We start from the raw sequence: 22932 nt of genomic DNA on the forward strand, positions 1-22932 counted from the left end.
CAGGGGCGGACCGCGAGGCGGCCGCCCCTACCGTTCCCCCACCGCAACGACCGCCGCCTGCGTCCGTAGTCAGCCCTCCAGCTGACGCCCCACCGCGCGGGCCAGCACCAGATAGAGCTTGCCCATGTCGGCACTGGTGAGCGTCGCCGCCAGCACTTCGGCGCGGTCGGTCTGGCGGGAGGCGCGCAGCAGCGTCTCGTATTCGCTCAGGTAGCGGTTCACGTAGTCGCGGAAGTCGCCGTTGGCCTCGTAGAGCTCGCGGATCTGGCCGGCCTGGCGGCGGGTCAGCGCGCGCGCCGCGTGGCGCAGGAAGGCGCTCGTGTCGCCGCGGTAGTAGCGCTGCCACAGGTCCTCGTCCACCGTCGGGCTGAACAAGCGCGTGATGTCGACGGCGATGGACTGCAGCCGCTCGATGATGAACACCGCGCCGTTGAGGAAGCGCTGCAGGTCGGCGGCGTCGCGCTGGGCCTCCAGCAGGCGCAGCTTTTCCTCCGCCCGGTCGGCCATGCGAGCCAGCGTGTCGGCCTTCGTTTCGAAGGCGGAACCGGCGCGCGAGGTCTGGTCCGACAGGCGGTCGCCGGCGGCGGCCAGGCTGTCGGCCTGGGTGCGCATGAACTCCAGCGCCGCAGTGACCTTTTCCATGGCCTCGTCGGACGTGCGACCGAGGTCGCGGAAGCGGACGCGGAAGTCCTCGCTCGCCAGCCGCATCTCGTCGGCGATGGCCTTGGTCTGGTCGCGGTAGGTGGCGATGGTGTTGTCGAGCGCCTCGGCCGTCTCGCCGACTGCGGTCGAGCCGTTGACCACCACGTCGTGCAGGCGGCGGGCCGTCTGGTCGATACTGCCGGCGAGGTCGCCGATGTGGGCGAGCGCGGCGTCGGTGATCTGCGCCAGCACCTCGGCCCGCTCGCGCACACCGTTGTCGGTGGCGGCCAGGGCGTCGGCGGCGTGTTCGGCCGCCTGGGCGAGGCTGGAGACGCTGCCGCCGAGGGAGGTGGCGGCCGTCAGCAGCCGTTCCTCGGCGTCGCCCGCCACCTTGTCCACCTGCTCGGCGAGGAAGCGGGTGCGCTTGCCGAGGTCCATGCCGAGGGCTTCCATGCGCCGCTCGATACCCGCCGCCGCCGCTTCCACCGGGGCGCCGAGGGCGGCGCTCTGGCCTTCCAGGGCGGCGATGAGGGCGGCGACGCGCTGCTCGGCGGTGCCGGCGCTCTGGTCCACCACCTGCGCCAGTTCGGCGGCCTTGGCCTCCAGGCCGTCGCCGACGCCGGACAGGCGGGCCTCCACCGCCCGCGCCGCCTCGTCCACCGGCACCAGCAGGCCGGTGGCGCGCTTGGCGACATGGGCGCTGAGGACGGAGAACCGCTGCTCGGCCTGCTGCGACGACTGCTCGACCAGGGTCGACAGGGTGTCGGCCTGGCCGCGGATGGCGTCGCCGGCGGCGATCAGGCGGGCTTCCGCCGCGCCGACGGCACCATCGACGGCGGCCTTGGCCTCCTCGGCCTTGCGGGCGAAGGCGTCGGACAGGGTGTCGGCGCGCTGCTCGGCGTTGCCCACCACCTCGTCGAGCGCCTTGTCGAGGGCGGCGACGATCTTGCGGGCGCGCTCGATGAACACGCCGCTGAGGCCGGACAGGCGCTCGTCGGCGCCGGCGGCGGCCGTTTCCACCTGCTCGCGGGCGGCGGCGAGGCCGTCGGCGATGGCAGTCAGGCGCGCCTGGGTGTCGCCGGCCGCGGTCATGAGGGCGCCGAGGCGCTGCTCGAAGGCGGCGGCGGCCTCGGCGGCCCGGGCCATGGCGGCATCGCTCTCGCGCGCCGACCCCTGCACCCCTTCGGTGAGCTTGGCCAGCCGTTCCAGGGCGTCGCCGGCGGCGGCCTGCAGGGTTTCGACCTGACCCTGAAGGGCCTTCTGGCCGCCCTCGATCTGCTCCGACAGGCGGGCGATGACGGCGTCGACGTCCTGCACCTGCTTCTCCAGCCCGCCGCGCAGCGAGCCGGTCTGGCGCTGCACGCGCACCGCCGTCTGCTCCAGCATGTCGGTCTGGGCGCGCACGTCTTCCGCCGCTTCCTTGGCGCGGGCGCCGATGTTGTCGGTGGCGATGCCGAGGGCCCGCACGCGCTCCAGCGCCGTCGCGCCGGCCTTTTCCAGGTGGGCGGTCAGGTCGCGCGCCATGCCGCCGATGCTGTCGGAATAGGCACGCGTCTTCTCCTCGACGCCGCCCAGCCGCTCGACGGCGCTTTCCGCCGCGCCGGTCATGCCGTCGCGCGCCTGGCCGAGGGCCTTGAGCGCCAGGTCGGTGCGGTCGAGCGCCTGTTTCGCCACGCCGTCCAGGGCGTCGGCCACCGCCGCCACGTCGCCCTTGGCCTGCTGCGCCAGTTCGCCGACGCGCGCCGCCGAGGTTTCCATGCGGCCGGCGCTTTCGGTCAGGGTCGCCACCGTCTCGCCGGTGGACCGGGTGAGCGCGTCGGAGGCCTCGCGCAGGGCCGCCCCCGCCCGCTCGGCCCGCTCGACCGCCTGTTCCTCGCGCTCGGCGAGGCTTTCAAGCGCCGAGACACGGGCCGTCGTCTGTTCGGAGAGTTCGTCCATGGCCTTGCGCTGGCCGGCGATGACTTCCGCCAGCCGGTTGCCGCCGTCCTCGACCTTGCCGAGGGTGCCGTCGAGCTTGGCGGCCTGATCCTCGACCTGACCGGCGAGCGCCTTGCCGACCGCTTCGGCGCGCGTCACCAGGGCTTCGAGGGCGGTGATCTGACCCTTCAGGGCTTCCGCCGCGCCGCCGGCCTCGCTGTCGACGCGGCCGGTGATGCGGCCCAGTTCACGGGCTTCCTCGGCCAGCACGGCGCGCGCCGTCTCGGCCCGCTCCACGGCCTGACGGCTGGCGGCGTTGAGCAGGTCGACCTGCTGGCGCAGGGCGGCGGTCACCGCCGTCACTCGTTCCTTGGCCGCGCCGTCGGGATAGGTGAGGCGCGCCAGATGCTCGCGCAGAAGCTCGGCTTCCCGGCGCATGGCACGGCCGCGGTCGAGCACGGCCACCACCATCCACAGCAGCGCCACCGGCACCAGCGCCCCGCTGGCGAGCCCGCCGAACACCTCGGGCGCGAGCGTCGGCACGCGGACCCAGCCGATCGTTTCGGTGACGTACCAGCCGCACCAGCCGAGCCACAGGGCCGTCAGCACCAGCGCTACTGCAGTCAGCCAGCGGCCCCCGCCGCGAGCCGGCGGCGGCAGATCGTCCACGGACGCCGGCACCGCCGCGGCGGCGGCGGGCAGAGGCGTGACGGAAGCGGAAGGGGACGGGGTTTGCGCGCCGCTGGTTTTCGCCTCGTCGGGCATCACCGCACCGGTACTCCTGAGGGCAGAGGGAGGAAGCAGGAAGGAAGGTGCGCAGAGTACACCCCGCGCGGCGCGCATTCCAGCGCGGAGAACGGCCGAGTCGCTGCGGTGCGGGCCGAGCCGCTACCACTATGGATCGGCAGCGCCCTAAGGTCGCGCTTCATGGCTGCCGAACAGGCGCGAACACCGCCGGAACGATTCGCGCCGCCGCACTTCGACGGGCAATCACTCCTAGCGCCGTGGTAGTACCGCAGGAGGCATGAACTGCGCAGCTTGCGCGAGGGCTATGGCGGGGGAGGCCCGTGACGGCGATCCACAACCTGGATGAGGTACGGCATGTCGCCCTCCTCGGCACGGCCGTGCATTGCCTGACACTGGACGGCGCCGCCGCAGCCATCGTGGCGGCGGCGCACGACGGGCGGCACATGCACGTCTGCGTCCGCGACGCCCACGGCCTCGTCCGTGCCCGCCGCGACCCAGCCCTGGCAGAGGCGCACCGCACCGCCGGCCTCGTCACCGCCGACGGCATGCCGCTGGTCTGGCTGCAGCGCCTGGCCGGCGCGCGCGGGGCAGAACGGGTCTACGGCCCGGACCTCATGGACCGGGTGTGCGACCTCGGTCGCGCCGCCGGCTTGCGCCATGCATTCCTCGGCGGCGCGCCGGGCGTCGCGGCGCGGGCGGCGGCGGAGATGGCACGGCGCCATCCCGGGCTCGCGGTCGCCCTGGCCGACACCCTGCCGCTCCGCCCCGTCGGCCATCGGCCGCAGCCGGGCGAGGACGCCGACGCCCTGGCGGCCCTGCGGGCGGCACCGGCCGACGTGCTGTGGGTGAGCCTCGGCACGCCGAAGCAGGAGCTGTGGATGCGCGCCAACCGCAGCCGTGCCGCCGCGACGGTGATGATCGGCGTCGGCGCCGCCTTCGATTTCGCCGCCGGAACGGTGCCGCAGGCGCCCCGCTGGATGCAGCGCAGCGGCCTCGAATGGGCCTTCCGCCTCGCCATGGAGCCGCGCCGGCTCGGCCGCCGCTACCTGCAGACCCTGCCCGTCTTCGCGGCGCTGGCGATGCGCGACCTGTTGCGACGGCGGCCGGTATGACCATACGTAGTCGTACCATATCCACCGTCGGAGCGCCGGCGCGGCCGCTGGACCTGCGGCGTTGGCAGGGCGTCAAGCGGCGCATGGACCTGATGCTCGGCCTGCCGCTGCTGCTGCTCGCCCTGCCGGTGATCGGTGCCGCGGCGGCGGCCGTCTGGCTGACCGATCGCGGCCCGGTATTCTACCGCCAGGTGCGCATCGGCCGGCACGGACGGCCCTTCGTGCTGTGGAAGCTGCGCACCATGTGCCGCGACGCCGACCGCCGCCTCGCCGAGCATCTGGCCGCCGACCCGCAGGCCCGCGCCGAGTGGGCGGCGACCTGCAAGCTGGCCGACGACCCGCGCATCCTGCCGCGCATCGGCGCCCCATTGCGCCGCTATGCCGTCGACGAGTTGCCGCAGCTGTGGAACGTGGTGCGCGGCGACCTGTCGCTGGTCGGCCCGCGCCCCCTGCCCGCCTACCACATGAAGCGCCTGCCGCGCAGCGTGCGCCGCCTGCGCGGCCGCATGCGGCCGGGGCTCACCGGCCTGTGGCAGGTGGCGCGGCGCGACCGCTCCTTCGCCGAGATGCAGCGCCTCGACCTCGCCTACGTCGGCGATTGGAGCCCGGCGCTCGACCTCGCGCTGCTGGCCCGCACCGCCCTGGTGCTGCGGAGCGGGCGCCATTGCCTGTGAGGCTCGCCGCACTCGCCGCCGTGCCGGCCGCCGTCGCCGCCGGTGCCGTGGCTGGCGGGATGGGCGCGCTGGTGCTGGCCGTGGTGGCGCTGGTGCTGCTCGTGCTGCTGGCCGGCGGCAGCGTCGGCGGCCTGATCGCCGCCCTGCTGGTGGCGGAACCGCTGGCGGAGCTGCTGAAGCGCCTGACTTTCGTCCTCGGGGAGGGCTCGACGGCGGCCTACTACGGCGTCCAGCTTCTGCCGACGCTCCTGCTGGCGGCCGCCCTCGCCGCCGCCCTGCCCCGCCTGCGGCTGCCGGCGCCGGCCCTGTGGCTGCTGGCGCTGGTGGCCTGGGTGAGCCTGTGCACCCTGCTGTCCCCGGTGGGCGCGCCGTGGTTCCAGCGGCTGGGCGCGCTGCATCAGGAGATCGTGCCGGCCCTGCTGTTCCTGCCGGCGCTCGCCGTGCGCGACCGCGCCGCCATCGGACGGGCGGCGGCGGCGGTGTGCGTCGCCTCCGCCCTCTACGGCCTGTGGCAAGGGCCGGCGGGCTACACGGCGCTCGATCTCGCCTGGGCGGTGGGGGCAGCGGAGCGGTCCATCCAGGCCGGCAAGGTCTTCGCCTGGATGGTGGGCGACAGCTGGGAGCGGCGGATCTTTTCGCTGTTCGCTGACCCCTTCACCTGGGGGCAAGCGCTGGTGGGGGCGCTGGTGCTGGTCCACCTCGCCCGCCTGCCGCGCGGCTGGACGGCGCTCGCCTGGGCGGCGGCGCTGGTCGGGCTGGTGCTGACGCAGAGCCGCACGCCCTGGGCCGCGCTGGCGGTGACCGGAGCGGCCTGGGCGCTGCTCGGCCTGCGCTCCTTCCGCCGGCCCTGGCTGGTGCTGGCGGCGGCGGTGCTCGGGTTTCCGCTCACCCTGTGGCTCGGTGGCGCCGCCTACGACCTGTGGTTCACCGGCGCGCCAGCCGCCGACGACCCTTTCCTGCGCCGCTGGCTGACCGTCGGCACCATCGAGGCGCGGCTGGACGCCTGGACGGCCCTGCTCGACGTGCTGCGCGCCCACCCGCTGACGGGCGTCGGCGCCGGGGCCGACCCGCGCTACGCCGCCAACCTGCCGCTGGCGCCGGAGATCGCCGCCGCCCATTATGCCCACAACGTGCTCGTGACCCTGGCCCTCTACGGCGGTGCGCCGGCGGTGCTGCTGTTCCTGGCCTTCCAGGGCAGCCTGCTGCGGCTGATCCTGCCGCGCGGCGGCGCCGACGGACGCCTCGCCGCCGCCTTCCTGCTCGGCAGCCAGGCGGCCGGCTACCTCAACGCGGGCATCTTCCTGACGTGGCAGTATTTCCTCGCGCTCGGCCTGGTGGCGGGCGCGGCGGTGGCGCAGACGCGCCCCGCGGTGGTAGCGTCGCCGCACGACGGCATGCAGGCACACCAGGAGATCGCGGCGTGAAGGTCACCTTCGTCATGTTCGGGGCGTGGTTCGCCCAGGGCGGCATGGAAAAGTTCAACCGCCGGCTGATCCGCTGCCTCAACGAGCTGCCAGGCGTCAAGCCGCAGGTTTTTTCCGTGCTCGACCCGCCCAACGCGCCGTGCCCCGCCCCCTTCCGCACCGGCGACGGCAAGAAGAAGCCGGTGATGGACGCCGTCGGCATGCACCTGCTGACCAAACGGCCCGACGTCCTGCTGCTCGCCCACGCCGACTTCCTGCCGCTGGCCGCCATCGCCCGCGTGGTGGCGCCCAAATGCAAGGTGGTGCTGTTCGCCAACGGGCCGGAAGTCTGGGGCGACGCCGCCCACCGCCACACGCCGGGGTGGGAGTTCTTCGCCGCCCGCAAGAGCCTGCACACCGTCGCCGCCCTGTCGGAGACGACGCTGAAGCGCATGAGCCGCCGCTACCAGATCCCGCGCGACCGCTTCGTGCTGTTCCCGCAGGCGGTGGACGGCCCGCAGGAGCTGGTGGAGCGGCGCCACGGCAACGTGCTGCTCACCGTCGCCCGCCTCGGCGTCCGCGACGTGAACAAGGGCGTCGGCCTCGTCATCCGCGCCATGCCGCGCCTGCTGGAGCGTTTTCCGGCGCTGCGCTACCGCATCGTCGGCTCCGGACCGCTCATCGAGCCCCTGTGGGACTTCGCCATCGAGCACGGCGTCCACCGGCGCGTCGAGTTCCTCGGGCCGCTCGACGACGCGGCGCTCGCCAAGGTCTACCGCGAGGCCGATGCCGTCGTGCTGCCGTCGAAGAAGGAGGGGTCCGGCCTCGCCTTCATCGAGGCGTGGTCCTACGGCCTGCCGGTCATCGGCGGCACCGACGACGCCGCCGCCTGGCTGATCGAGGACGGCGTCACCGGCCTCACCGCGCCGCCGGGGCAGGTGGGATCGGCCATCCACCGCCTGCTGCTCGACCCCAAGGCGGCGCGCGAGATGGGCCGCAAGGGCCATGCGCTCATCGAGGGCCGCTTCGATCACGGCGCCTTTCGCGCGCGCCTCGCCGCCCTGCTGGGCGTTCCCGAGACCGCACCGGCACCGCCGCCGCAGCCGGCCGCCCTGCCGGACATGCCGGAAGCCGACTGGGAAGAGGTGGAATGGGAGGCGAAGCAGCGCGAATGAAGGTGCTCATGGTCCACGCCCGCTACCGCCGGCCCGGCGGCGAGGACGTTTCGGTGGAGACCGAGACGCGCGCCCTCGCCGCCGCCGGAGTGACGGTGCAGTCGTGGACCCTGCCGCCGGAGGCCGCCGCCGGCCCGGGCGCCTTCCTGCGCGCCGCCTGGAACCGCCGCGCCGCCGCCGAGCTGGTGCGCCGCGTGCGGGCCGAGCGGCCGGACGTGGTGCACGTGCAGAACTTCTTCCCCGGCCTGTCGCCCGCCGTCCACCGCGCCGCCGCCCGCCTGGGCCTGCCGGTGGTGCAGACCCTGCGCAACTGGCGGCTGGTGTGCCCCGCCGCCACCCGCTGGCGTGCCGGCGCGCCGTGCGACGACTGCATCGCCCGGCCCTTCGCCTGGCCGTCGCTCGGCCGTGCCTGCTGGCGGGGCGACCGGGCGGCGACCTCGGCCGCCGCCCTGGCCCTCGCCGTCCACCGTTCCATCGGCACGTGGCGCCGCGTCACGCGCTTCGTCTGCCCGAGCCGCGCCGTCGCCGCCGTGCTGCCCGAGACTTGGCCGACGGCCGTCGTCCCCAACATGGTCGACCCGGCGCCCGCGCCCGGACCGGGCGGCAGCGGCGTCGTCTACGCCGGCCGGCTGACGGACGAGAAGGGCGTCGGCTGCCTCGCCGAGGCCTGGAGCCGCCACCGCGACCTGCCGCCCCTCGAGGTCTACGGCGAGGGCCCCATGGCGAGCGCGCTGGACGGCGTGCCCGGCGTCACCCTGCACGGCCGACGCCCGCACGCCGAGGTGCTCGACGCCATGGGCCGCGCCCGCGCCGTGGTGGTGCCGAGCCTGTGGCCGGAGCCCTTCGGCCGGGCGGTGGTGGAAGCCTTCGCCTGCGGCACGCCCGTCGTCGCCACCGCCGCCGGTGCCCTGCCGGAGCTGGTGGACGACGGCGTCACCGGGCTGCTGGTGCCCGGCGAGGACAGCCACGCCCTCGCCCGTGCCGTCCACGCCGTGACACCGGCCATGCGCACGGCCGCCCGCACCGCCTTCGAACGCCGTTTCGCCGCGCCGGTGGTGGCGCCGCTCCTGGTGGAGGTCTACCGCTCGTGCCTGACGCCCTGACCCCGGCCGCGCCGGCCGCCACCGTCGCCTCCGCCCTGCCGGGCGCCGATCTGCGGGCGCTGCTCGCCGTGCCGTGGCGGCGGCGGGCGACCATCGTCGCCGTCACCGGCCTCGGCGTCGGGCTGACGGCGCTGGCCTTGCTCCTGGCGACGCCGCGCTATACCGCCTCCACCCTCGTCATGGTGGCGGCCCCGCCGGCCAGGGTGGTCGCCATGGACGCGGTGCTGGCCGGCGCCCCCGCCGACGCCCAGACCGTCTTCACCGAGGCCGAGGTGCTGCACGCCCGCGCCCTGCTGCATACGGTGGCGACGGCGCACGGCATCTACGACGACCCCGAGTTCAACCCGGCCCTCACGCCGCCCGGCCTGCTCGGCACCGCCCTGCGCGCCCTGCCGGAGGGGTGGGACCGCCTGCTGCTCGGCCGCCCGCTGCCGCGCGACCCGGCCGGCCCGGAGGCCCATGCCGCGGCGCTCGACACCTTCCGCGAGGCGGTGGCGGTGAAGCCCGTCCACCGCTCCCGCGTCATCGCCGTGCAGGTGGAGAGCGAGCGGCCCGCGCGGGCGGCGGCGCTCGCCAACGCGCTGGCCGAGGCCTACCTGACCGCCCAGCTGGAAGCCAAGTTCGACGCCACCCGCCGCGCCAACGCCTGGCTCGACGCCCGCATCGCCGCCTTGCGCGACGAGGTGCGCCTGGCCGAGCAGGCCGTCGCCGACTACCGCGCCGCCCACGGCCTGACGGAAGCGCGCGGCACCGCGCTCACCAGCCAGCAGATGGCCGAGGTCAACAGCCAGCTCATCCTGGCCAAGTCGCGGCGGTCGGAGGCGGAGGCGCGGCTGGCCGCCATGCGCGGCGCCCGCGACCCCGCGACGGCGCCGGAAGCCATCGCCTCGCCGCTGGTACAGAAGCTGAAGGAGCAGGAAACGGCGGTGCTGCGGCGGCAGTCGGAACTGGCCGCCCGCTACGGCGACAAGCACCCGCGCATGATCGACGTGACGGCGGAACTGGACGACCTGCGCCGCAAGATCGCCGCCGAGGTCTCCGCCATCGCCAAGGGGCTGGAGAACGAGGTGCGCGTCGCCCGCGCCCGCGAGGACAGCCTCGTCCGCAGCCTGGCCGAGTTGCAGGGCCGCGACGCCCGCGAGGACGAGGCCGCCATCACCTTGCGCGAACTGGAGCGCGAGGCGGAGGCGACGCGCCTGATGTACGAGAGCTTCCTCGCCCGTTTCAAGGAAACCACCCAGCAGCAGAGCCTGCAGGAACCCGACGCCCGCATCGTCTCCGCCGCCGTCGCGCCGGTGGAGCCGAGCTTCCCGCGCCGCCTGCCGGCCCTGCTCGTCGCCGTCGCCGCCTCGCTCGCGGCCGGGGTGGCGCTCGCCTTCCTGCGCGAGCGGCTGGACCGGGCCTTGCGCACCGCCGCCGACGTGGAGGCGGCGACGGGCCGCCCGCCGCTCGCCATGATCCCGCTGGCACCGCGCGGGCGGCCGGTGCCCGACGCCGTGCTCGACGCCCCCGCCGAGGCGGCGGCGGAAGCGGTGCGGACCCTGCGGGCCGCCCTCATGGTCAAGGCGCGCGGCGCGCCGCTCGGGGTGGTGGCGGTGACCTCGTCGCTGCCGGAAGAGGGCAAGACCACCCTCGCCCTGTGGCTCGCCCGCGCCGCCGCCCAGGCAGGGCGCAGCGCCGTGCTGGTGGATTGCGACCTGCGGCGGCCGTCCGTGGCGGCGGCGCTCGGGCTCGCCGAGGGGCCGACGCTGGTCGACGTGCTGGCCGGGACGGCGGACCTGGAGTCGGCGCTGGTGGCCGATCCGCGCTCCGCCCTGACCGTGCTGCCGGCGGGCCGGGCCGGCTTCGCGGCGCTCGACATCGCCGAGGCGCCGGCGCTGGCCGACCTGTTGGCCACCCTCAAGGCGCGGTTCGAGGTGGTGGTGGTGGATGCGCCACCCGTGCTGCCGGTGGCCGACGGCCGGCTGCTCGCCCGCCGCGCCGACCACGTGCTCTTCGCCGTGCGGTGGGAGGACACGCCGCGCGAGGTGGCGGCGGAAGGCGTGCGGGCACTGCTCGCCGCCGGGGTGGAGCCGCTGCCGGTGGTGACGCGCGTCGACCTCGCCCGCCACGCCCGCTACGGCTACGGCGACGCCGCCGGTGTCTATGGCCGCTATGCGTCCTACTACGGGGCGCGACGGGGGTGAGGCGGCTGGTCTCGGGCGCGCTCGGGCTGGCGCTGGCCGGCCTGCTGGGGTGGACGGCGGCGGCACCCGATGGGCTGGAAGACCGTTTCGCCCGGCGGCCGCTCGACGCGCACGGCTGGGCCCGCCTCGCCTGGGACCGCCATCAGGAGGGCGAGCCGCCGCGCGCCGTGGCGGCGGCGGTGGCACTGTCCATGCGCGCTGCGCCCACCGACCGGCCGCTGCTGTTCGCCCGCCTGCCGCTCGCCGCCACCGCGTGGGACGGCTTCACCCCGGCGGAACAGGCCCTGGTGCTGGATCAGGCGGCGCTGGCCTGGGCGGTGGATCGGCGGAGGGCACGGGATGCCGCGGGACCGCGCCTGCTCGCCCGCAGCCTGAGCCGAGCAGCACCGCCAGCAGCAGCGCCGCCGCCGGCACCTGCGGACTGAAGTCGACCAGGGCGTGCAGCCCGGCCGCCACCAGCGCCCCGAGGCCCGCCGCGGCGGTCGTCGAGCCGGTCCGCAGCAGCCGCCAGCCGATGCCGGCCAGTGCCGCCACCACGGCGACCGCCGTCGGCACCCCCAGTTCCCACGCCAGTTCCAGATAGCTGTTGTGGGCGTAGCGCCATGGCTGCAACAGCGCGCGCGGCCGCACCTCGGCGAAGGCGGCGGGAAAGGCGCCGAGGCCGATGCCCGTCCACGGTGCCCGCGCGATGCCCTCCAGCGTCGTCGCCCAGACCACCAGCCGCGGCTCCGCCGCCGGGTCCAATGCGGTCGCCGCCAGCCGCAGGCTCACCGGCGTCGCCACCAGCAGCATCCCCCCGGCCAGCACCGCCGCCAGCGCCCAACCGGGCCGCGCCAGCCGCGCCACAGCCACCGCGAGCCCGACCGCCGCCACCACCAGCCCCGCCCGCGACTGCGTCGCCGCCAGGGCCGCGGCCAGCGTCGCGGCGCCCAGCCACCACGCCCAGCCACGCCGCACCGAGCGCCACACCCCGCGCTGCACCCCGGCCGCCGCCAGGGCACAGGCCGCCATGCCGAGCCACAGCGCCAGGGTGTTGCGGTTGGGAAAGGGGCCGGTGGCGAAGCCCAGGTGCTGCACTTTCTCCCCAAACGGGAGGCGGTCGCCCGCCGCCAGCAGGGCCAGCGCGACGGCGGCCCACGCCACACCGGCCCAGCCGATCGCCGCCACCACCACTGCCGCCCGCCGGCGTGAGGTCGCCCAGTGCAGGAACAGCCAGAAGGCCACCGTCCAGGTGAGCAGCCGCAGCAGCCCCGCCGCCGCAGCATCGGCATCAAGCACCGCCCGCGCCGGCACGGGCTGCCCCAGCGCCTCCGCCGCCTGCGCCCAGAGATCGGGCCGCACCGGCGGGGCCAGCCCGAAGACCTGCACCGCCGCCCAGGCCAGCGCCGCCAGCCACAGCACCGCCGCACCCCGCGGCACCCTTGCCCTGCCGCTCTGCGGGACGAAGCAGAGGACGGCGAACACGGCCGCCAGCGCCTGCCACGCCCATGGCCGGTTGGCGCCGAGCGCCAGCGGTGCCAGCACCACCACCGCCAGCGCCGCCCGGAAGGCCCAGCGCTCCATCAGAAGAAGCGCTCGCCGATGCGCACCACATCGCCCGGCAGCACGGGCGTTTCCGGTGTCGCCTGCTGCGCCGGGCCGGCGGGGGAGCCGTCGCGGGCGCCCGGGGTGATCTCGATGTCGTCCTCGTCGGCGCGGTAGGTGAAGCCGCCGGCCAGCGCCACCGCCGACATCACCGTCATGCCCGCCGCATAGGGGAAGGAGCCCGGCTCCCGCACCTCGCCCAGGATGTAGAAGGGCCGGTAGTTGGTGACCTCCAGCGCGACGCGCGGCTCCTTCAGGTAGCCGTCGGCCAGCCGCGCCGTCACCGCCGCCTCGGCCTCGGGCAGCGTCAGGCCGCCGAACCGCACTTCGCCGATGAGCGGCAGCGAGACGCGCCCCGAGCCATCGACGGTGAAGGCGCCCGACAGGTCGTCCTCGCCGAACACCGTCAGCCGCAGGGCGTCGCCCGGCCCCAGGCGATAGGCCGGCGCCTCCGCCCGTACCGGCGGGGCGAGCACGAGGAGGCACAGGAGAAGCACCGCCGCCACCACCGCCCGCATCAGAACCTCGCCGCCAGCCGCAGGGTGCCCTCGACCGCCTGCCAGCGTTCAGCCTCCACTTCCGTGTTCAGCGAGTCCTGGCGCAGCATCAGCTCCACCCGCGCCAGCGGCCCGACCCGCCAGCGCACGCCGCCGCCGTAGGAGAAGGCGATGTCGTCGCGGTCGTCGTCGACGTAGTGGTGCCACGCCACCTCGCCGGTGGTCAGCAGGATGACGCTGCGCAGCACCTCGTGTTCGATCTCCAGCGTGCCGCGCCGCACCAGCACCGCCGGCACGCCGGCCCGCGTCGTCTCGGCCACCAGCGTCTCGCCGGCCACCTGGGCGGTCACCAGCGGCGTCACCGCCACGGTCGCCCCGGCATTGACCGCCAGCGCCGACACCGCCGGCATGCGCGGGTCGCTGCTGCTGCGGCCGATGCGCCCCACCTCCACGAACAGGCGCCAGTCCTCCGGCCGGCCCAGCGCCACGCCGGCGAGCAATTCGTGGGTCGCGGCATCGCGGCGGAAGCCGGCGTCATCGGCGTCCTGCGCATAGTCGATGTCGGCGACCGATCCGCGGACGTAGACCGCCGAAACGCCGCCCGGCCGCCAAGCGACCTCGCCCGACAGCATGGCCTTGGTGCGGTCGCGGTCGCCGTTGGTCTCCGTCGGCAGCGGCGCGCCGTTGAAGGCCCCGAGGCGCGGCACGTCGCCGAAGGACAGGCGCTGCACCTCGGCCCGCACGGCGCCGGTGAAGACGGCATGGGCGGTGCGCAGGCCCGCCGCCGCATGGGCGGAGGACACCGGCACCGGCTCCGCCGCCTGACCGGCGACGGTCGGCGCGATGCGCGGTTCCAGCCGATGCTGCCAGCCGGCTTCGGCATCGGCGACGGCGATGCGCCCGAGGCCGAGCCGAAGATCGAGCGCCCCGCCGCCCTGGATGCCGTCGCCGACGAAGGTCTGCGGGCCCGTCGCCCGCTCCACGTCGCCCCGCAGCGCCGCGCCCCACGGCCCCTCCGTCGCCTCCGCCCGCAGGCGCGCCGCGGCGGTGGAGACCCAGCCGCGCCGCGTGGCACCGTCGCCCATGGCGAAGATCTCCTCGCGGTAGCCGCGCCGCAGGTCGACCTCCGGGAACAGCGTCACCGCGCCCAGGCGCAGGCCCTGCGGCGCATAGCCGCTGCGCGCCGCCTGGCGCGGCTCCAACGGCTCGCCGGGGGCCGGCAGCGGCGCGTCGGCGGCGTGGACCGGCGCGGCGGAAAGCAGAATGAGGACCGACAGGAGCAACCGCCGCATGGCCTCACCACGGGCTCGCGGTGAGGCCGGGGTCGGGCGGCGGCAGCGGCAGCGGCGCAGGAGCCGGAGCCGCCGGCAGGTCGATGCCCTGAACCGCCAGCCAGTCCTGCAGGGCGAGCAGATCCTCGGGCGTCAGGCCCCACAGCGTGGCGATCCCCTGCAGATCGGCCTGCGTCAGGTAGGGCAGCACTTCCAGGAAGCGCTCCACCCACCACGTCAGGTCGAGGTCCGCCGCCGCCTGCGGGACGAGCGTGTCCAGCGGCAGCGGCTCGATGCCCGACAGCGGGATTTCCGCCCGCAGCACCGCGGTGGGCGTAGTGCCGGTGCGATGACCGCCGGCCCACGGCACGGCCGCCACCGGCGCGCTGAGCCGATGCGCCGCCGCCCCCAGGTCCATGGCCTCGACGCCGAGCACCGGGGCCGCGGCCGCGGCGAGATCCGCCAACAGGTCGGCGTCGCGGCCCGCCAGCTGCGCGACCAGGGCGGGGGCGAGGCGGCGCGCGGCGTCCTCGGGCAGGCTCAGCAGGACGGCATCCAGCAGTTCGGCCAGGACCGCCGGGTCGGCACCGTCCAGGTGCAGCACCGCGGCCTCCAACAGCAGGGCGGCGAAGGCGGGGTCGGGCTCGAAGGCGAGCGCCGTCACCACCTGATCGACCACGTCGAGGCCGGGCACCGGCTCGAACGCCACGGCGGGTGCCTGCGCGACGACGGGACCGGCACCGACCGCCGCCGCCACGGCCGCCAGCGCCACCGCCGCCGTCATCCTGCTCCTCCGACCGCCCATGCGGGCATCCCCCTGCCGAAGCCCATCACGGCCAAGCATTAGCGGTCTCCCGCTCCGGCTGCAACGCCGCGCCGCGCGCACGCGCCCGCACCGCCCTCATCCGGGCATCGGGCAGCAGCCTTAGAGAGTTTCACGCCAATTTCAGCATCTTATGGAGGCAGCTACACCCATCCCTCCGATGCCTGGAGGCACCGCCGAGTCGCCCCCTCCAGCACCACGGCGGTCAGTGGGCCGCCGGCGAAGGCGCCGGTGTCGACGCCGATGCGGTTGGGCCGCTCCACCGGTCGCGGGGCGATGGTGTGGCCGTGTACCACCACGGCGCCGAAGTCGCACTCGCTGTCGAGGAAGGGGCGGCGGATCCAGCGCAGGTCGTCGGGGTCCTGGTCGTCCAGCGGCACGCCCGGCCGCACGCCGGCATGGACGAAAAAGTACCCGCCGCAGCGCCACGTCGTCTTCAAGCCGCGCAGGAAGCGGAGGTGGCGCGGCGGCATCACGTCCGCGAGCCCCGCCACCGCCGCGCGGTCGTCGGCGGGCGTGAGGCGGCCGGCGGCGGCGTAGTAGCTATCGAGCGTCGCCCGCGCGCCGTTGCCGAGCCAGGCTGCCGCCGCCCCCGGCCTGCCGTCCATGGCGCCGAGCATCATGTCCTCGTGGTTGCCGCCGAGGGTCACCCGCGACCACCCTTCGGGCAGCGGTGCCAGCAGGTGCTCCACCACGCCGCGGCTGGCCGGCCCGCGGTCGACCAGATCGCCGAGGCCGACCAGCACCACCCGCGCCGGCCGGTCCCGCCGCACCTCGGCGACGATGCGGGCGTGCAGGACGTCGAGCAGATCGGCCCGCCCGTGCACGTCGCCGACGGCATAGATCCGCAGGCCGGGCGGCACGCAGGCGGAGGTGGCGGAAGGCGGTGTCATACCCCGGAGGTAGCTCCGCCGGTCCCCGCCGACAAGGCCCCGACGGCGGCTAGGTGTTGCGGCCCGGTGCCCCGCCCGCGTATATAGACGGCACGCCGGTATAGCTCAGCTGGTAGAGCACCTGATTTGTAATCAGGTCGTCAAGAACAAAGCAAGACCACCTGAGACCCCTAGGGAATCCTTAAACCAGCAGAATTGCTCAAATTTTCCACTACGAACGATGTCATGCTGTCTTTCCCGGGCTCAGGCCGCTCGCTTATTTTGCTAGCCCGACTGCTAGCCCGGGGCGCGTTTGTTGGCCCAGGCGACGAAATCCGCGCGATCCGCCGAACACAACATCTTGTGTGGTTCCAGGCATGAGAACGGGCGCGTGGATGACTCCATGCGCCCGAACCGCAGATCGTCGACCGCAGACTCGTCAAGGAGAATTAAAGGTGGGCGTGCATACGCGCCTCGGCCAGCGCACGCGCCAACTTCTCTGCTATCGCGGGGCCCGTGATTGCGACCGATGCGCCAGTCCCGGTGCGGATATAGTTTTTAAGAGCCCCGACGTCGCTCGACTCGATCTGAATACATGAAATCTCGCTGATCTCAGCGCTCAAGGTCAGCATGGCCCCGCCCTCCTACCGCTTCATGTTTCTCTACAGCGGCTGCAACAACGTCCAGCGGCTCAGCGATAATGATGACGCGGCCGCCTTGGATCGTGATCGCTGTAGTGTCGCCAGCATGATCTGCGTCTGACAGCGCGATAATGCTCCACGGCCGCAGCCTGTGCCGGAGGCCATCAAAATCCCGAATCTGGATCCACCGGTTCGAGGTCTTCATCTGGCGCCCCTCCGCGACAATCGACCGATATCTTAACCCCGACAAGTCTGCCCGAGTTCGGGATCGGCTGCCCCGTTCGCTTCGAATACTGAACCCTGATCATGTCGATAACCCAAAAGTCGTCGCACTCGATGATCCGATCGTGATCGAGCACTGATATGGTCACTGGCACTTTTCCATTGTATTGCGCAAGTGCAGCGCGCAGATCATCCACGGTCATCCTTGGCATCAAATGTCACCGTTCAGGTTGGCCTCCACAGTACAGTTAGCCGAGGCGGTTGGTTCGTCACCTACCGACAGACTGATGGACGCGGCGCAGTGCCTGCCTCTCTAGCTGCCGCCGACGAAAATATTCGACGATCGCGATCTCTGCGTACTCCGTGCCGCCGGTTCCCTCCCAGAGGGAGACACAGACAGGGATGTCGTCGGTGAACTTGGCGAGTGCGGCCCGCAGATCACCAACAGTCATGTTCTTCGGCATGATCGCTCTCCCTCGCGCGTCCAGCAGATCTTGACGGCCCGCCCGCAATTCGCGGCCACTCGCACTTGGCGGACACCAGGTCCAGGCCGACACGCATCAGGTTCTGCATCGTGACGTAGGCGTTCGTCTGGACGAGCGGTTAGTCATCGAGCGGCATCCCTGCTGATCTCAGCAATGCGCGCAACCGGCTCCGGAACTTGGTCATGCCAGCTAGCCTTGATCGACGGCAGATCTTCCTCCGGCACCAGCTTCACGCACTCGAGCCCGGCGACGGCGGCCGCAACATTCCGAAGGATCGCGCCGAGGCAGCGGTCATCAGCAGCCCCAACGACCGTCATGCAGTCGGCCACCACGTAGGCGTGCCCGCGGTAGATACAGACCTTCGCTAGGCTTAGAGCCTTCTTAGGTGGCGAACCCGCTAATGAATGCAGGCGGTAGCCTATTACGGTATCACCGATAGCCTCATCCACGATCAGTTCCTCCCGTCCCAGGCCACCGAGCAGGCATGCCCACCTGTGCTCACGAGCGATCAAGACTTTCCGGACGATTCCAGGCCCGTCGCAAGACGCTTGCGCAGGTCAGCTACTATTTCCTCAGCCTGCGCGGCGCGCTTTGCTACCTCATCCGCCATAGCTTCAGCGAGAGCGGCGCGATGTCGTTGCTCAGCGACCTCGGCATTAGCAGCGTCGAGATCACGGCGCACCGCTTCCAGGCGGTCGGACAAGCAGCTTACCCTCTCCTCCATTTTCGGCGCAGCCTCCCGAAGCAGATTTGCCTGCGCTTCGGCCTGATCACCTCGCAGCTTCGCCGCTGCTAGACAGCTGTCGGCTTGAGCAACCGCGCGCTCATGTGCGGTCCGTTCATCGCTCAGCTCCTTCCGCAGAACCCCTTCCTGCACCCGAGCGTCGTCACGCTCCTGCTCCAGAGCCGCATTCTCAGCTAACAGTTGCTCGACTTTTTGTGCTCGCTCTTCGCTCTCGGTCGCGACTGCGTCTAGTTCAGCCTCCGCCCGTGCTTGGCGTTCTAACGCGGCGCTAACAGCGCGGCCGTGCCGTTCGCGCTCCTGCGTCAGTAGAGCGTCATGGGCTCGCTGCTGGTCAGCTAGCCTTTGCGCGCAGCCCCTTTGGAAATGACGCGCCATATCCTCGACGGCCTGCCGAATCTTCTGTGCTGTTCCGTCGATTACTGCAAGCTCGTCAGCATCAGCGGTCTCCGTTGCGAGATCAGAACCCGATAGGACTGCCTCGTGACCCTCATTAGCCGCGCGCCACTCGCGAAGCAGCCGTGCCACGGTGCTGTTACTGCCCCCAGTGATCCGCCGAACTGCGTCCAAAGTGACGTTTTCACCTTGCGCGATGAGCTGGGCAGCTGCCACTTCCACAGCTTCCTTTGTTGCCTTCACCTGCATAGGAATACTCCCGTAGTACGGTACCGTATCGTAGTACCTTCGATACAGATATACCTCCCGCAATGAAGGTCAACCCACTCGCGAAATTTTTCCGCCAATAAAAAATCCGCTAAACCCACCTCACGCGAAAAGCAGGCAGCCAATTCTAGGCGACGCGGACTTTCTTGCAAAATGCAATTAACTAAGCCCTGATGCCGCCTCGTAAATCCGCTTCATAAAATGCTCCGCCCGCACTGGTCAGAACTTGATCAAGTGCTATTTGATCCGAGGGAACGCTGTCCATGACGTCTACCGCGGGGGCAGACGCATGCAGCCAACGGCAATGGGCGGAGAAAAAATTGCTTTTATTGCAGAAAGACCAATATCAACAGGCTGAGTACAACCTCAGCTCCCCGCGCCTTCTGTCGGGAATCGAACATGTCTCTCTTCTCCATCCAGATGGAGGAAGTGGCGGTGCCGCACTAGCAGTCAGAACAGACAAGTGGCGGGAGCGCCTAGTTCCTGTCGAGGACCTAAGAGATGAAGTAGAGAACGTGGTCGGCGGCACCGACATATTCGTGTCTCAGCAATCATTCCTGGGGTGGCGCAGGGTTTCGCAATTGCTCACGTTGGGCGCCTGCTACGTTGATCTTGATTATTTTCATATGCCATCTCTAGCGCATTCGACACCCGAAGCCGTCACACAAGATGTGCTGCGTTCCCTGGTGGACTCAAACATCCCCGAGCCATCGTATATTCTTTTTACGGGCCGAGGGCTCCTAGTTACCTGGCTAATCGACGCAATTCCACGAGCAGCTTTACCCCGCTGGCAAGTCGTTCAGCGGTATCTAGCTGACGCGCTTGCCGGACACTGTTCAGATCGTCGTGCTCTCGACGCCGCCCGCGTGTTTCGTTTAGCAGGTAGCGTCAACTCAAAAAGCGGAGAACAAGTTCGGCTAACTTGGCCGCACCGAAGCTCTTTCACGCGCTACACCTTTGACCATCTCGCTCATGAAATACTTCCGCTCGAGCGAGACGTCCTTATTTCGCTGACCGCCGAAAGGGCGCGTCGCCGCGCTGCCGGTCACGCTTCCGGCGCTCCATCGATACACCTCACCGCCGCAACATGGTGGGAGGCTGTTCTGACAGACCTTCAGCGGCTTCGGCAGCATCGTTGGAACGGGCAGTTGCCCCCTGGCCACCGCGACGCATGGCTATTTCTCGCCTGTACCGCCATGACGCACCTCGTACCTCTGCAAGCTTTGCGACGAGAATGCTATGCCCTAGCCCAAGAAGCTGGCTCGACCTGGACAGATCACGAAACCGACAGCCGTATGAGCACCGTCTATCGACGTGCCGCAGCCGCGGCGCGCGGAGAAACGCTCAACTGGAATGGCGAGGTTATCGACCCGCGGTACCGCTTTCGGGCATCGACTATTGTTGAATGGCTGGGGGTGACACCCGCGGAGATGCGCGATGCCGGGCTTCGCGCCATCATCAACGCGGACCTTCGTCGACAACTGGCCACTGAACGCGAGAAGGCGCGGAGACGTCGGCTGGGCGTTGTTGATCGAGAAGAGTATCGCGCTGAAGTCCAGGCAGGCTCCGCAAAGGCCACAAGACCTTGGGAAGCTCTCGGCATGTCGCGGGCCACTTGGTATCGAAAAGGAAAGCCCTCATCCACCACCTAACCTGCCGACCAACGCTCCCAAGCTCGCCAGCTTCATGGAGAAGGCCCAGCACGAAGTGCAACGGCGAGGTCAAGCGCCGCACCAAGGTCGTCGGCGTTTTCCCCAACGAGAACGCCATCGTCCGCCTCGTCGACGCTATCCTGCTCGAACAGAATGACGAGTGAGCGCCCGCTACATGACGCTGGAAACCAGGCGCTCATGAGCAACGATCCTGCTATGACCAGCCGAGAGTGAGACACGGTCCGTGACGGTATATGGTGGCGTAGCCGGAGCCGTAGGCGGTGGCAGCCTTTTACTCCCCTTTAGAAAGCCGGCGCTTGCGCCGCCGGCGCCTCGCGCCGGAACCAGCGCGCAGCGCTGCCGGCCGGAGGCACGTACTGGCGTGCCGAACTATCGCTCAGAGCGACCCTGCTGCTTCAATCTCGAGCGGTGTATTTTGTGGTTGAGCCGCGCCATGGCATTCTCGCGGTGTAGCTCTTCCTCTTTCTTCTTGATCGCAGCGGCGAGCGCGGCTCTGAGCCCCGGATCCCGCGTTGCCGCGAACTGTGCCATGAGATCTGCGAGTTGCGCTTGTACCAGCGCAGCATGCCGACTGACAGGAGCCGGCATTAGCGACCGAAAGCACGAGCGATCTCGTTCCAGTGCCGTAGTCCGTTCACTTTGAGCTTTCCGGACTGGAATAATCGATGGTAGCTGCACCGGTCGACGAACGTGATCACCGGACTGCTCGAAGCCGGCCTGGATTGCTGCGATACTGCGGCTGGGCATGGCCGGCGCCAGGCCGCGGCGGTGGTTCCTCAAGGCACCCGGCGCCACTACTGCTACAGCCGCGCCCAACTTATGCCGCTCAAGCCATCGCGAAGCGTCTTCGCGGGTGGGAAGCGTAGTGGCTCCTAAACCGTCAAGAACGCGCTGGCGCTCCTCGCGCCGCAACACGCGGCTCAACGACGCGCTCGTATCGTTTCCGACGTCAACGACGACGAAGCCGCTCTTCCGGCCTCGGGCGAGGACAAGGCCTCGATCGGCCAGCGCCTGTTGGAATGAATGACCAGCGTGACCCGAGCGATAGATCTGAGGTACGACAACATGGATGCGCGACCTGCTGCCTTCGCGACCGGTGCGGCGCCTTTCTCCGTCGGTAAATCGCTTTACTGGCCTCTCAGGTGGCAAAGCGCCTTGAAGCCGAGCCGCAGCCTCCGTCTCGCGCCGATCCCGGCCCTCCTCGTCATAGAACCGTCCGGCAACCCTCCGCAACCCGAGGCTGCACTCCAAGCCCCGAAGTATTTTCTCGCGTTCGGCGTAATCATGTCGAAGCGGCGCCGCCCTGCCATCACACACGCGGTTGACAACTAGGTGCGCGTGCCTAGTCGGCCCACTGCCGTGGAGCACGATGAAGGCTTGGTGCCCGCCCAGGTGTAGGCCCCGCAGGAGCCTGGAACCAACATCGATCCACTCTTGATCCGTCAACTGCCTATCGCCGGGGTCCGGGCGGATCGGAACGTGATAGACCGGTTTCTTGCACCTAGAAGCCTCTGCCGTCAGCTTCATAAAGCAGACAACGTGCACAGGATCTAGCGAACCCAGGTTCCATGTAGCCGCAATCACTGCACCGTCCTGTCGCGTTAGATACTTCATCAAACCACGGAAGCACGACCCGCGGATGCCCTTTGAAATCATGACTCTGAACTCCCGACGATGACGTCTCGCAAATCTTTGATTCGTCGGGCCAGGATCCGCAAAGCCGTGCGATCATCTTCAGACAGGCGGTTCAACTTGCCCGTATTCGCAGCCCGCGCTAGCTGATTGATATTCCCGCCGATCCGCCCCAGATCACCCGCAATCCTCCCGAGAGCCACGGCGTTTGCCGGTACTGCGTGCCCCGTCGCGCGGCGGCGAATGTATTCGGACATGCTAAGACCAGCACCATCCGCTAGGCGCTTTATCGCCAGAACTTCGTCCTCGCGCGCCCGTATCCTGATCATGTGGTCCTTCGACATTACTGCCTCCCCCCGTTTCAGCCCGGGCTTGGGGCGGAGCCCCAAAATCCGCTTTTGTGGCAACACGCAGTGTCGCCACAAAAGCATGGCTTGCTGCCTACTGTAAAAACCGTCGCCGATTACGCCCCTTCACCAATCTTCACCCCGGATTCCCCGAACTCCACAGCGATGATAACGCAGCATATCTAGTGGGATCAACGCGAAGACTTTCGCCTTCTCCATTCTGAATATCTTGGGCGTATATTGCGCCGTCAGGTTTGTCCGCGCACAAATGCCTCACCTAGAGTCAGGACCCATAGATCGGTTTCCCAGCGGCTCACGATTTGATTCATGTATGGCGGTCCACCCCCTCAGCTCCCAGGAAGGGAGCTATCGTGACGTATTCTCATTTTCTGGCTGTCAGATCAGCAGCATGACCGCCTCGCGCCCCTGCTGCCGCAGGACACCAGGGGCAAGCCCCGGGCCGATTACCGACCGTAAGTGGCGCCTGGATGAGCGAATACCTCGCGGTGGCGTCTCCACTG

Annotated in this window: 20 protein-coding genes and 2 pseudogenes; 9 read left to right on the plus strand and 13 right to left on the minus strand. The window is 70.8% G+C overall.

Translation table 11 applies throughout. The annotated features are described in order from the left end of the window. Positions 1-69: 69 nt before the first annotated feature. Positions 70-3228 carry a hypothetical protein gene (locus tag CRP50_RS15405; RefSeq protein WP_141415167.1) on the minus strand — a complete coding sequence of 1053 codons (3159 nt, stop codon included), beginning with the start codon at positions 3226-3228 and terminating at the stop codon, positions 70-72. A 398-nt stretch (positions 3229-3626) separates the two neighbouring features. Between CRP50_RS15405 and CRP50_RS15410 the strand changes: the two genes are divergently transcribed. From CRP50_RS15410 to CRP50_RS15435, 6 genes are read left to right on the plus strand one after another with little or no spacing between them, the layout of a single operon-like run. Further along, positions 3627-4418 carry a WecB/TagA/CpsF family glycosyltransferase gene (locus CRP50_RS15410; protein ID WP_097280067.1) on the plus strand — a complete coding sequence of 264 codons (792 nt, stop codon included), beginning with the start codon at positions 3627-3629 and terminating at the stop codon, positions 4416-4418. Then, the gene (locus CRP50_RS15415; protein ID WP_176525192.1) at positions 4415-5092 is read left to right on the plus strand and encodes a sugar transferase; all 678 of its coding nucleotides are present in this window, start codon (positions 4415-4417) and stop codon (positions 5090-5092) included. The genes CRP50_RS15410 and CRP50_RS15415 overlap by 4 nt, the downstream gene beginning before the upstream one ends. Next, positions 5089-6516, plus strand: coding sequence for an O-antigen ligase family protein (locus CRP50_RS15420; protein ID WP_097280069.1), 1428 nt, complete (start codon positions 5089-5091; stop codon positions 6514-6516). Before CRP50_RS15415 ends, CRP50_RS15420 begins: the two co-directional genes overlap by 4 nt. Then, positions 6513-7670 carry a glycosyltransferase family 4 protein gene (locus CRP50_RS15425; RefSeq protein ID WP_097280070.1) on the plus strand — a complete coding sequence of 386 codons (1158 nt, stop codon included), beginning with the start codon at positions 6513-6515 and terminating at the stop codon, positions 7668-7670. The genes CRP50_RS15420 and CRP50_RS15425 overlap by 4 nt, the downstream gene beginning before the upstream one ends. Next, positions 7667-8773: a glycosyltransferase family 4 protein gene (locus CRP50_RS26140; RefSeq protein ID WP_176525193.1), complete on the plus strand. Its 1107-nt coding sequence runs from the start codon at positions 7667-7669 to the stop codon at positions 8771-8773. Before CRP50_RS15425 ends, CRP50_RS26140 begins: the two co-directional genes overlap by 4 nt. Next, positions 8758-10959 (plus strand): Wzz/FepE/Etk N-terminal domain-containing protein, encoded by a 2202-nt coding sequence (locus CRP50_RS15435; protein ID WP_097280072.1) that lies wholly within the window; start codon positions 8758-8760, stop codon positions 10957-10959. Before CRP50_RS26140 ends, CRP50_RS15435 begins: the two co-directional genes overlap by 16 nt. A 264-nt stretch (positions 10960-11223) precedes the next feature. On the opposite strand, the gene CRP50_RS15440 is transcribed toward CRP50_RS15435, so the two are convergent. From CRP50_RS15440 to CRP50_RS25195, 10 genes are all read right to left on the minus strand, one after another. Beyond that, a complete protein-coding gene (locus tag CRP50_RS15440) occupies positions 11224-12522 on the minus strand; it encodes an O-antigen ligase family protein (protein ID WP_097280073.1) in 1299 nt (432 codons plus the stop codon). Next, positions 12522-13061 carry a polysaccharide biosynthesis/export family protein gene (locus CRP50_RS15445; RefSeq protein ID WP_097280074.1) on the minus strand — a complete coding sequence of 180 codons (540 nt, stop codon included), beginning with the start codon at positions 13059-13061 and terminating at the stop codon, positions 12522-12524. The genes CRP50_RS15440 and CRP50_RS15445 overlap by 1 nt, the downstream gene beginning before the upstream one ends. Further along, on the minus strand, positions 13061-14332 hold the full coding sequence (locus CRP50_RS15450; protein WP_097280075.1) for an outer membrane beta-barrel protein: 1272 nt from the start codon (positions 14330-14332) through the stop codon (positions 13061-13063). The genes CRP50_RS15445 and CRP50_RS15450 overlap by 1 nt, the downstream gene beginning before the upstream one ends. Before the next feature lie 4 nt (positions 14333-14336). Further along, entirely contained in the window at positions 14337-15095 is a 759-nt protein-coding gene (locus CRP50_RS25180) for a hypothetical protein (RefSeq protein WP_097280076.1), read from the minus strand. A gap of 182 nt (positions 15096-15277) precedes the next feature. Then, positions 15278-16027 (minus strand): metallophosphoesterase, encoded by a 750-nt coding sequence (locus CRP50_RS15460; protein WP_097280077.1) that lies wholly within the window; start codon positions 16025-16027, stop codon positions 15278-15280. Between the two features lie 428 nt (positions 16028-16455). Then, entirely contained in the window at positions 16456-16638 is a 183-nt protein-coding gene (locus tag CRP50_RS15465; RefSeq protein ID WP_097280078.1) for a hypothetical protein, read from the minus strand. Positions 16639-16811: 173 nt separating this feature from the next. Further along, complete coding sequence (locus tag CRP50_RS25615; protein ID WP_176525194.1) at positions 16812-17066, minus strand: hypothetical protein; 255 nt, start codon at positions 17064-17066, stop codon at positions 16812-16814. 72 nt (positions 17067-17138) lie between these two features. Next, on the minus strand, positions 17139-17333 hold the full coding sequence (locus CRP50_RS15470) for a hypothetical protein (RefSeq protein WP_097280079.1): 195 nt from the start codon (positions 17331-17333) through the stop codon (positions 17139-17141). 143 nt (positions 17334-17476) lie between these two features. Next, a complete protein-coding gene (locus CRP50_RS25190; protein WP_141415170.1) occupies positions 17477-17803 on the minus strand; it encodes a hypothetical protein in 327 nt (108 codons plus the stop codon). A gap of 59 nt (positions 17804-17862) precedes the next feature. Then, the gene (locus tag CRP50_RS25195; RefSeq protein ID WP_141415171.1) at positions 17863-18741 is read right to left on the minus strand and encodes a hypothetical protein; all 879 of its coding nucleotides are present in this window, start codon (positions 18739-18741) and stop codon (positions 17863-17865) included. Positions 18742-19022: 281 nt separating this feature from the next. On the opposite strand from CRP50_RS25195, the gene CRP50_RS25200 reads away from it, so the two are divergent. Together CRP50_RS25200 and CRP50_RS15480 are read left to right on the plus strand one after the other, a co-directional pair. Beyond that, positions 19023-20411 (plus strand): hypothetical protein, encoded by a 1389-nt coding sequence (locus CRP50_RS25200; protein WP_141415172.1) that lies wholly within the window; start codon positions 19023-19025, stop codon positions 20409-20411. Between the two features lie 59 nt (positions 20412-20470). Next, positions 20471-20613: pseudogene (locus CRP50_RS15480) on the plus strand (transposase); the annotation flags it as partial. A gap of 188 nt (positions 20614-20801) precedes the next feature. Here CRP50_RS15480 and CRP50_RS26545 read toward each other — a convergent pair. Both CRP50_RS26545 and CRP50_RS15485 read right to left on the minus strand, forming a co-directional pair. Further along, entirely contained in the window at positions 20802-22088 is a 1287-nt protein-coding gene (locus CRP50_RS26545) for a relaxase/mobilization nuclease domain-containing protein (RefSeq protein ID WP_141415173.1), read from the minus strand. Continuing rightward, a complete protein-coding gene (locus tag CRP50_RS15485) occupies positions 22085-22408 on the minus strand; it encodes a plasmid mobilization protein (RefSeq protein WP_176525195.1) in 324 nt (107 codons plus the stop codon). The genes CRP50_RS26545 and CRP50_RS15485 overlap by 4 nt, the downstream gene beginning before the upstream one ends. 381 nt (positions 22409-22789) lie before the next feature. Here CRP50_RS15485 and CRP50_RS24850 point away from each other — a divergent pair. Beyond that, positions 22790-22882: pseudogene (locus tag CRP50_RS24850) on the plus strand (IS5/IS1182 family transposase); the annotation flags it as partial. Positions 22883-22932 lie beyond the last annotated feature (50 nt).

Origin of the sequence: Caenispirillum bisanense, from assembly GCF_900230255.1 — a bacterium.
Lineage (GTDB): Bacteria > Pseudomonadota > Alphaproteobacteria > Rhodospirillales > Rhodospirillaceae > Caenispirillum > Caenispirillum bisanense_A.

What these genes read in the sequence shown, in the direction of transcription:
- CRP50_RS15445 (WP_097280074.1), bottom strand. Translation starts at nt 13,061, where the DNA reads ATGCGGGCGGTGGTGGCGGCGGTGCTTCTCCTGTGCCTCCTCGTGCTC.
- CRP50_RS15415 (WP_176525192.1), top strand. Translation starts at nt 4,415, where the DNA reads ATGACCATACGTAGTCGTACCATATCCACCGTCGGAGCGCCGGCGCGG.
- CRP50_RS25200 (WP_141415172.1), top strand. Translation starts at nt 19,023, where the DNA reads ATGACGTCTACCGCGGGGGCAGACGCATGCAGCCAACGGCAATGGGCG.
- CRP50_RS15440 (WP_097280073.1), bottom strand. Translation starts at nt 12,522, where the DNA reads ATGGAGCGCTGGGCCTTCCGGGCGGCGCTGGCGGTGGTGGTGCTGGCA.
- CRP50_RS25195 (WP_141415171.1), bottom strand. Translation starts at nt 18,741, where the DNA reads ATGCAGGTGAAGGCAACAAAGGAAGCTGTGGAAGTGGCAGCTGCCCAG.
- CRP50_RS26140 (WP_176525193.1), top strand. Translation starts at nt 7,667, where the DNA reads ATGAAGGTGCTCATGGTCCACGCCCGCTACCGCCGGCCCGGCGGCGAG.
- CRP50_RS15470 (WP_097280079.1), bottom strand. Translation starts at nt 17,333, where the DNA reads ATGCCGAAGAACATGACTGTTGGTGATCTGCGGGCCGCACTCGCCAAG.
- CRP50_RS15450 (WP_097280075.1), bottom strand. Translation starts at nt 14,332, where the DNA reads ATGCGGCGGTTGCTCCTGTCGGTCCTCATTCTGCTTTCCGCCGCGCCG.
- CRP50_RS26545 (WP_141415173.1), bottom strand. Translation starts at nt 22,088, where the DNA reads ATGATTTCAAAGGGCATCCGCGGGTCGTGCTTCCGTGGTTTGATGAAG.
- CRP50_RS25180 (WP_097280076.1), bottom strand. Translation starts at nt 15,095, where the DNA reads ATGACGGCGGCGGTGGCGCTGGCGGCCGTGGCGGCGGCGGTCGGTGCC.
- CRP50_RS15460 (WP_097280077.1), bottom strand. Translation starts at nt 16,027, where the DNA reads ATGACACCGCCTTCCGCCACCTCCGCCTGCGTGCCGCCCGGCCTGCGG.
- CRP50_RS15485 (WP_176525195.1), bottom strand. Translation starts at nt 22,408, where the DNA reads ATGTCGAAGGACCACATGATCAGGATACGGGCGCGCGAGGACGAAGTT.
- CRP50_RS15465 (WP_097280078.1), bottom strand. Translation starts at nt 16,638, where the DNA reads ATGCTGACCTTGAGCGCTGAGATCAGCGAGATTTCATGTATTCAGATC.